5 protein-coding genes and 1 pseudogene are annotated in these 8,740 nt (G+C 73.8%); 4 read left to right on the top strand and 2 right to left on the bottom strand.

Going from position 1 to position 8,740, the window contains the following annotated elements; genetic code table 11:
• From ABZ172_RS22880 to ABZ172_RS22870, 3 genes and pseudogenes are all read left to right on the top strand, one after another.
• Positions 1 to 243: pseudogene (locus ABZ172_RS22880) on the top strand (KR domain-containing protein); the annotation flags it as partial.
• 21 nt (positions 244 to 264) lie between these two features.
• Positions 265 to 5,601 (top strand): type I polyketide synthase, encoded by a 5,337-nt coding sequence (locus ABZ172_RS22875; protein ID WP_356885834.1) that lies wholly within the window; start codon positions 265 to 267, stop codon positions 5,599 to 5,601.
• A 244-nt stretch (positions 5,602 to 5,845) separates the two neighbouring features.
• Positions 5,846 to 6,253, top strand: coding sequence for a VOC family protein (locus tag ABZ172_RS22870; protein ID WP_356885828.1), 408 nt, complete (start codon positions 5,846 to 5,848; stop codon positions 6,251 to 6,253).
• Between the two features lie 300 nt (positions 6,254 to 6,553).
• Here ABZ172_RS22870 and ABZ172_RS22865 read toward each other — a convergent pair whose 3' ends face one another.
• Entirely contained in the window at positions 6,554 to 6,721 is a 168-nt protein-coding gene (locus ABZ172_RS22865) for a DUF5958 family protein (protein ID WP_356885826.1), read from the bottom strand.
• 130 nt (positions 6,722 to 6,851) lie between these two features.
• Between ABZ172_RS22865 and ABZ172_RS22860 the strand changes: the two genes are divergently transcribed.
• The gene (locus ABZ172_RS22860) at positions 6,852 to 7,454 is read left to right on the top strand and encodes a GNAT family protein (RefSeq protein WP_356885824.1); all 603 of its coding nucleotides are present in this window, start codon (positions 6,852 to 6,854) and stop codon (positions 7,452 to 7,454) included.
• Between the two features lie 212 nt (positions 7,455 to 7,666).
• Here ABZ172_RS22860 and ABZ172_RS22855 read toward each other — a convergent pair whose 3' ends face one another.
• Positions 7,667 to 8,716, bottom strand: a complete 1,050-nt coding sequence (locus ABZ172_RS22855) for a methyltransferase (RefSeq protein ID WP_356885822.1) — start codon at positions 8,714 to 8,716, stop codon at positions 7,667 to 7,669.
• Positions 8,717 to 8,740 lie beyond the last annotated feature (24 nt).

Below are 8,740 nucleotides of genomic sequence, written 5' to 3'. Positions count from 1 at the left end.
GTGGTGGTGGAGGGGTTGTCGGGTGAGCGGTTGAGGGGTGTGTTGGCGGCGAAGGTGGTGGGTGGGTGGAATTTGCATGAGGTGATGGCTGGTTCGGGTGGGTTGTTTGTGTTGTTTTCGTCTGCGGCTGGTGTGTTGGGTGCTGCGGGTCAGGCGAATTATGCGGCGGGGAATGCGTTTTTGGATGGGTTGGCTGCGTTCCGGCGGTCGCGTGGGTTGTCGGGTGTGTCGGTGGGGTGGGGGTTGTGGGAGGAGCGGAGTGTGATGACGGGGGGTCTGGAGGGTTCTGATCTGGCGCGGATGCGGCGGATGGGTGTGCTGCCGATGTCGACGGAGGAGGGGCTGAGGCTCCTCGACACCGCCGAACGGTCCCCCGAGAGTTCCGTCCTGGCCGCCCGCCTCGACGCCCGATCCCTCGCGGCCGGAGACGCCGCCACCCACCCCCTGCTGCGCCGCCTGGTCCGGAAGCCTGCCGGGCCCCGGCGCCGCGCCCTGACCGGGGCCGTCCCCGCGACCGGCACCACGGACCGGCACACGGTGCTGCGCGACACCCTCGTCCGGCAGCCCCCCGCCGGACGCCGGGCCACCCTGCTCGACCTGGTCCGCACCCAGCTGAGCACGGTACTCGGACACACCGACGCCGAGGCGATCGAGCCCGACCGGGCGTTCAGGGACCTCGGCCTCGACTCGCTCACCGCCGTCGACCTGCGGAACCGGCTCGGCTCCGCCACAGGTCTGAGGCTGCCCGCGACGCTGGCCTTCGACCACCCCGACTGTGCAGCCCTCGCCGGACACCTCCTCGAACAGCTCCTCGGCGGCGAACACACCGCCGCCGCCCCCGCCCCGGACACCCACGGGAACCCGGGAACACCCACGTCCGACGACCCGGTCGCCGTCGTCGGCATGGCCTGCCGCTACCCCGGCGGCGTAGCCACGCCGGAGGACCTGTGGCGCCTCGTCGACTCCGGTGGCGACGCCATGGGCCCGCTGCCCGCCAACCGCGGCTGGGACCTCGACGCCCTGTACGACCCCGACCCCGACGCACCCGGCCGGGCCTACGTCCGGGAGGGCGGTTTCCTGCACGACGCCGGGAGCTTCGACGCCGAGTTCTTCGGCATCTCGCCGGTGGAGGCGCTGGCGACCGACCCCCAGCAGCGGCTGCTCCTCGAAACGGGCTGGGAGGCCGTCGAGCGGGCCGGCATCGTCCCGGCCACCCTGCGGGGCAGCCGCACCGGAGTGTTCGTCGGCTCGCACTACCAGGAGTACGGACCCCGCCTCCACCAGGCCGAACAGGGCACCGAGGGCCACCTGATCACCGGCAACGCCGGCAGCGTGGTGTCCGGACGGCTCGCGTACGTCCTGGGCCTCGAAGGCCCGGCCGTCACCGTGGACACCGCCTGCTCGTCGTCGCTCGTCGCCCTGCACATGGCCGTACGCGCCCTGCGGTCCGGCGAGTGCGACCTCGCCCTGGCCGGGGGAGTCGCGGTCATGCCGGGCCCCGGCGCCCTCATGGGCTTCAGCCGCCAGCGCGGCCTGGCACCGGACGGACGCTGCAAGCCGTTCGCCGACGCGGCGGACGGGACCTCCCTCGCCGAGGGGGCGGGCGTCCTGCTGGTGGAACGGCTCTCGGACGCCCGCCGCAACGGACACCGCGTCCTCGCCCTGGTGCGCGGCACGGCGACCAACCAGGACGGCGCGTCCAACGGCCTCTCCGCGCCCAACGGACCGTCCCAGCAGCGCGTCATCCGCGCCGCCCTCGCCGACGCCCGCCTCACGGCCGCCGACATCGACGCCGTGGAGGCGCACGGCACCGGAACCCGGCTCGGCGACCCGATCGAGGCGCAGGCCGTCCTCGCCACCTACGGCGCCGGCCGGGGCCCCGACGCGGCTCCGGTACGGCTCGGCTCGGTGAAGTCCAACATCGGCCACACCCAGGCCGCCGCCGGGGCGGCCGGTGTCATCAAGATGGTGCAGGCGCTGCACCACGGCGTGCTGCCGCCCTCCCTGCACCTCGACGAGCCGTCGCGCCACGTCGACTGGGCGAGCGGTGCCGTCGCACCGCTGCGCGACACCGTTGCCTGGCCCGCCACCGACCGGCCCAGGCGCGCCGGAGTGTCCTCCTTCGGCATCAGCGGCACCAACGCCCACGTCATCCTGGAGGAGGCTCCCCGCGAGGAGCCCGCCCCGGCCACCGACCTCACCGGTGACGCCCCCGAGCCGCCCGCCGGCACCGTGCCCTGGGTGCTCTCCGGACGCTCCCCGGCCGCGTTGCGCGACCAGGCCCGCCACCTCCTCGCCCACCTGAGGCAGCGTCCGGACGGCACCCGCCCCGCCCCGCGCACCCTGGCCGTGGCCCTCGCGACCCGGCGAACGCCCTTCGCACACCGGGCCGTCGTCACCGGCGAACGGCTGACGGACCTGGAGCAGGCGCTGGAGGCGCTCGCCGCGGGCCGGCCCGCACCCCACCTGGTGACGGGCGGCGCACCGACCGGGCGTACGGCGGTCCTGTTCACCGGGCAGGGCAGCCAGCGCCCGGGCATGGCCGCGGAGCTGCACCGTACCCACCCGGTCTTCGCCGCTGCCTTCGACACCGTGTGCGCCCGCTTCGACAGCCTGCTCCCCGACGAACCGCCCCTGCGGGACGTCGTCTTCGACACGGAGGAGAGGGCCGGGCACCCCCTCACCGGAACACTCCAGGCCCAGTGCGCGCTGTTCGCGGTCGAGGTCGCGCTGTACCGGCTCCTCGCCTCCTGGGGCCTGCGCCCCGACATGGTCGCCGGCCACTCCGTCGGCGAGATCACCGCGGCCCATGTCGCCGGCGTCCTCACCCTCGACGACGCCTGCACGCTCGTCACCGCACGGGGCCGGCTGATGCGGGACCTGCCCGGAGGCGGCGCGATGGTCGCCGTACGGCTCCCCGAGGCCGAGGTCGCGCCACTGCTGGCCGGCCGCACCCACGAGGTCGGACTGGCCGCCCTCAACGGCCCCGACTCCGTCGTCCTCTCCGGCGCCGAGCATGCCGTCGCCGAGATCGCCGCCCGCCTCGAAGAACGCGGCGCCCGGACCCGCCGGCTGAGGGTGTCCCACGCCTTCCACTCGCCGCTGATGGAACCCGTCCTCGCCCCCCTCCGCGCCGAACTGGCCGGTCTCGTCTGCGCCGTGCCCGAGATCCCGGTCATGTCCCATCTGACGGGTGACCTCCTGCCCTCGGACCGGCCGGTGGACCCGGAGCACTGGGTGCGGCACGTGCGCGAACCGGTCCGCTTCGCCGACGGGGTCGCCGCGCTCGCCGCCCGGGGCGTGACCACCTTCCTGGAGATCGGACCCGACGCCGTCCTGTCCGCCCAGGGCCAGGACAGCGCCCCCGGCGCCGAGTTCGTCCCGACCCTGCGCCAGGAGGAGGGCGAGGCCGCCGCAGTGATCAGGGCGGCCGGACAGCTCTTCGCACGCGGCGCCGCCGTCGACTGGTCCGCCGCGCTGGCCGTCCCGGACGGCGCCCCGCACACCGTGGACCTGCCCACCTACGCCTTCCAGCGGGCCGACTACTGGCTGCCCTCGGACGGCCTGTCCCCGGACGGGACCTCCCGGAGCCGTACCGGCCGTCCCGGCGCCGCGCCGCCCGATGCGGTACGTCCCGACGGGATGCTCCACCCGGGCGACGCGGTGCCCCACGGCGCCGACGACGCCGCTCTCGCCGCCGAACTCGGTCTCGGGGACGCCGGGGCGACGGCCGTGCTGCTGCCGCTCCTGACCGCCTACCGGCGCCGGCGCGACGAGGAGGCCCGCGCCGACCGCCTGCGGCACCGCGCCGTCTGGACACCGACCGCCGTACCCCCAGCCGCACCGGCGGGCACCTGGCTGCTCCCCGTCCCCGCGGAGCAGGCCGCCGACCCCTGGGTCACCGGCCTCGTCGCGGCCCTGTCCGCCGGGGGTACGCAAACGCGCCTCGTCCCCGTCACGGACGAGGCGTCACTCGCCGGACGGCTCCGCGCCTCCGCCGACGACCTGGGCCCGGTCTCCGGTGTCCTCTCCCTGCTCGCCCTCGCTCCCGGGCGGCATCCCGCCCACGACGCGGTGCCGCACGGGACCGCGCTCACCCTGGCGCTCCTGCACGCCCTGGAGGAGACCGGCAGTTCCGCCACCGTCTGGCACGCCACCCGCGCCGCGGCGGCGGTCGGCGCCGCCGAGCACGTCCGGCACCCCGGCCAGCTCGCCGTCCAGGCCCTCGGCCGCGTCGCCGTACGGGAAGGCTCCGGCCAGTGGACCGGCACCGTCGACCTGCCCGCGCACATCGACGGCTGGACCGGCAGCCGGCTCGCCGCGGTCCTGGCCCACAGCGCGGCAGGCGACGACTCCGAGCACGACCTCGCCGTCCGCGGCGCGGGACTCTTCGCCCGCCGCCTCGTCCCGGCTCCCGACGCCGCGCCCGCCGATCCCACCGCCGCGTGGCCGCCGACCGGCACCGTCCTCGTCACCGACGGCACCGGACCGCTCGGCCGCCAGGTCGCCCTGCACCTCGCCCGTGCCGGGGCCGAACACCTCCTGCTGGTGTCCCGCACGGACCCCGAGCACGCGCCGCCCGCAGACGCGAGCCGGGCGCTGTGCGCCGAGCTCACCGCCCTCGGCGCACGCGTCGACCTCGTCACCCGCGACCCCGGCGACCGCGTGCAGGCCGCTGCCCTGCTGGACGGCCTCCCCGCGAGCGGCCCGCTGACCGTCGTCGTGACTCCGGCCGCCACCGCCCCCGAGGACAGCCCCCTCTCGCGGCTGACCGTCACCGGACCCCGGCATCCGGTGGTCGCCGCCCGGGCCGCCCGCCACCTGCACGAGCTCACCCGGGACCGGACCGAGCCGGTCCCCTTCGTCCTCCTCACCACCCTCAGCGCCGTCACGGGCGCCCCGGGGCAGGCCGGACAGGCGCTGGGCGACGCCCTCCTGGACGCCCTGGCCGAGGAGCGCCGTACCGAGGGACTGCCCGTGACCAGCGTCGCCTGGGGACCGTGGGCCGCCGCCGAGGGGGACACCGCGGCCCGTGACGACGGCCTCGTCCCGATGCCCCCGGAGCTCGCCCTGCGCGCCCTCGACCGTGCCGCACACTCCCGCGAGACCGGGCTCGTCGTCCTCGAAGCCGACCCGGAACGCCTCGCGGCCCAGGTGGCCGCCGCTCCCGGAGCCCGTCCCCTGGCCAGGCTGTTCGACGGCGTCCCGGCACTCCGCGACGCGATACGCGGGGCCGGCGGCGTGCGCGAGGACCCGTACACCGAGGATCCGGACGCGTTCCGGCGCCGCCTCGGGACGCTGTCCGCGAGGGAGCGGAGCGCCGAGATGCTGCGGCTCGTGCGCACCCACGCCGCTCTGGTGCTGGGACACACCACCGACGACGTGGTGGCCTCCGACCGCGGCTTCGTCGAGATGGGCTTCGACTCGCTCACCGCGACCCGCCTGCGCAACCGCCTCGGGGCCGCGACCGGACTCCAGATCAGCGCCGCCACCGTCCTGGACCGCCCCACCCCGGACACACTGGCCGAGCACCTGCTCGCCCTCTGCACGGCCCCACCGACCCGTACCCGCCCCCGACTGCGCCGCCGTGACCGCGACTGACACCCCGAGACCGAGCGACAGCAGGCGGCCGGGGGACGACGAAGCGGAGTCCCGTACGTCCCCTGAGGGCTGTCCCGTGGGTATGCGTGGTCACGTCGCCTTGGCCTGCTCGGTCCCGTCCGGCCGGCGGAGCGGGGTGGATCCACGAGCCGGACAGCGCCACCGTCCGCCCCTGCGGAAGCGCTCTGCGACCGGGTGTTCCAGCTGTGGATCGTAAGCAGGGGGGCGTGAGACGCTGCCCTTCATGATCGCCAAGCTGCAGTGTGTGGTGTTGGACTGTCCCGACGTCGTTGAACTGTCCCGGTTCTACCGGTCGCTCATCGGCGGTGTGGTGAACCAGCCGGACCCGCGATGGTCGCTCGACGACGACTGGGCGACGCTTCACACCGACGGGATCGTGCTGGCCTTCCAGCGGGTGGAGGACCATCAGCCACCCCAGTGGCCCGATCCCGCTCGGCCCCAGCAGTTCCACCTCGACCTGGGGGTCGAGGACCTGCAACGAGCCCAGGACGAGGTCCTCCGGCGAGGTGCCACCGTGCTCGACGAGGGCGACGGACAGCGGAGTTGGCGCATCTTCGCGGATCCGGCAGGCCACCCGTTCTGTCTCGTCCGGGACTCACCGGAGGGGCCGTCGGGGTGTGGCCAGTGGTGATCACCGGACTGCCGGTCAGGCCCATGAGTGAGGGTCTCGTTCTACGATGTCTGTTTCATCTGGTCGAGCCGGCCCGCCGGTGAGGGCTGTCCCGTGGCTGCGGCGAAGGGCCTTGAGGCCGATGGCGGCTCATCGGCGGGAGGTTGGGTTTCGTTCTCGCGGGCCGGGGGTGCCCTTCGGTCATCTCGGGCGCCGGGCGGGGGTTGTTTCCGAGCTCGACCTGCTCGGGAACGCCGGAGTCCGACCAGCGATCAGGATCGCGGCATCGGGTGAGCTCAGGAAGGCAGAGCCGAAGGTCGATCAGGGCCCGTCCTCCACCGTCGCGCGTGCCTGGATGCAGTGTCCGCCCAGGTCCCGAAGAACCTCGGACTGCTCCTCGGAGGAGAGGGCTTCGAACCACTCGACGCCCTGCCCGAGCGGGCGCAGCCCCTGCGCGAGTGCGTTCAGCACGACCGTGCTCTCGTCCATCCGCCCACTCCCGTACTCCGACTGAGGCCACCAGACCATCAGGTCATCGAAGCAGATCGCGCGAAGTGGACTGGAGAACGCGAGCGGAAACGCGATGGCCCCGGTCTGCACGTCCCCCTAGCATGCGTCCGTGAACGCGAACACCAGAGTTGCAGACGACGAGCATGACGCAGGGGCTGAACGGGAGCCTTCCTGGAGGGCTGATTCCGTCAGCCTCATAGCACTCGACGTAGACGACGCCGAGCTCATACATACCTGGCGATCCGACCCCGTGGCCGCCCACCAGATCGGCCTGTGGCCCCGCTCGCTCACCGCCGTGCGCGAGCGCATCGAGCGCGACATCGAGGACGACGATCGCGACGACTTCCTCATCTGCCCCTCCGGCGGTGTCCCGGTCGGTCACGTCGCACTGACCGACCAGAACATCGTCGACGGCACTGCCCAGGTCGAGCTGATGCTCGCTGCTCAACATCGAGGGCATGGCTACGGCACCGCCGCGCTGGACGCCTTGGTGGATCTGGCCTTCGGTGAACTCCCGATGTATCGGCTCACGGCGCAGACGCACACCGTCAACCCGCCCGCGCTCGCCGTCCTCGCCAAGTCCGGCTTCACGCAGGAAGGGGTCAGCCGCTCCGCCTGTTTCCACCGCGGCCGCCGCCATGACCTGGCCGTGTTCTCGCTGCTCCGCCCCGAATGGGAAGAGCTGAACCGTCCGCGTTCCTGGGACGCCTGAACGGCAGAGCTTGTCTCCACCACTCAGCCGGCCTGGCGCCACGCTCCTGGAAACATCGGAGAGGCAGGCTCAGTCCCTTCACCGGGCCGGTGCTGTCCGGGACGACCGCTGCCTACCGACCCGTCGGCAGCACCCCGACGCGCGGCCGGACGACAGAGCGGGGCGGGAAGCGGGGCCGGCCCGGAGGTCGGCCCCGCTTCCCGCCCGACGGGTCAGCGCTTGACGGCCAGGCTCAGTCCGTGCTCGTAGGGCAGCCCCGTCACGGTGCCGGCCTCGTCGAACCCGGCCTCGCGCAGCCACCGTTCCCAGTCGCGCGCCGGATAGGCCATGCCCCGGCCGCTCGCCAGCACGTTGAAGTAGAGCCCGAGCCGGGCGCCGAAGACCCCGTCCGTCTCGTCGTCCGAGACGTTGTAGCCGTAGACCATCACCCGGCCGCCCACGGGCAGCGCGTCGTACGCCTTCCGCAGCAGGAGCAGGATCGACTCCTCGTCGAAGATCTCCAGCACATGGCTGAAGAGCACCGCGTCCGGGCCCTCGGGGAACGGATCGGTGAAGACGTCACCGGGCACCACGGTCACCCGGTCGGACCCCGCCCCCGCCTCGGCGCCGGACGCCAGCCGGGAGACGCTCGGCAGGTCGAACACCGTGGACCTGAGCTCCGGATGACGGGCGACCAGACGCGCCGAGGTGCTGCCGTCCCCGCCGCCCACGTCGAGCACGTGCCGTACGTCGCCGAAGACCGGCTGTCCGACCAGGGCGTCGACCGAGCGCAGCGTGAACGCGGTCATCGCCCGGTGGAAGACCGCCTCCAGCGGAGGGTTGCGGGACAGCCGCCCGTACAGGGTCGGCTCGTCGCCGGGGTGGGCGGCCAGAGCGGTGTTGGTGCCCGACCGCAGCGCCGTCGTGAGGTCCGCGAACGCCGGGTAGTAGACCTCCTTCCAGCCGGTCAGGATGTGACTCCAGCTGTCCGGCTCCCCGTCCGCCGCCAGCAGCTCCTCGGCGACCGCGGAGTTGTGGTAGGCACCCTCCCGGCGCTCCAGCAGCCCGGTCGTGCAGACCGCCTGGAGCAGCACCCGGAGCTGGTGCGCGGGCAGGCCGCAGAACGAACGGATCTCCGCCGCGCTCGCGCCGGGGCTCCCCGACAGAAAGGCGAAGATCCTCAACTCGGCGGCGGTGGTGACGGCGTTGAACAACGCCGGAGCGTTGACGAGGAAGTGGAAGCGTTCGAGGACCGGATCGTCCTCGTGGGCGGCGTTCTTCATCGTTCTCCCGGGAAGGAAAGGGCG

It is taken from the genome of Streptomyces sp. NPDC006296, from assembly GCF_040613235.1.
Classification (GTDB): Bacteria; Actinomycetota; Actinomycetes; order Streptomycetales; family Streptomycetaceae; genus Streptomyces.
This window is presented reverse-complemented; position numbering and strand designations above follow the sequence as displayed.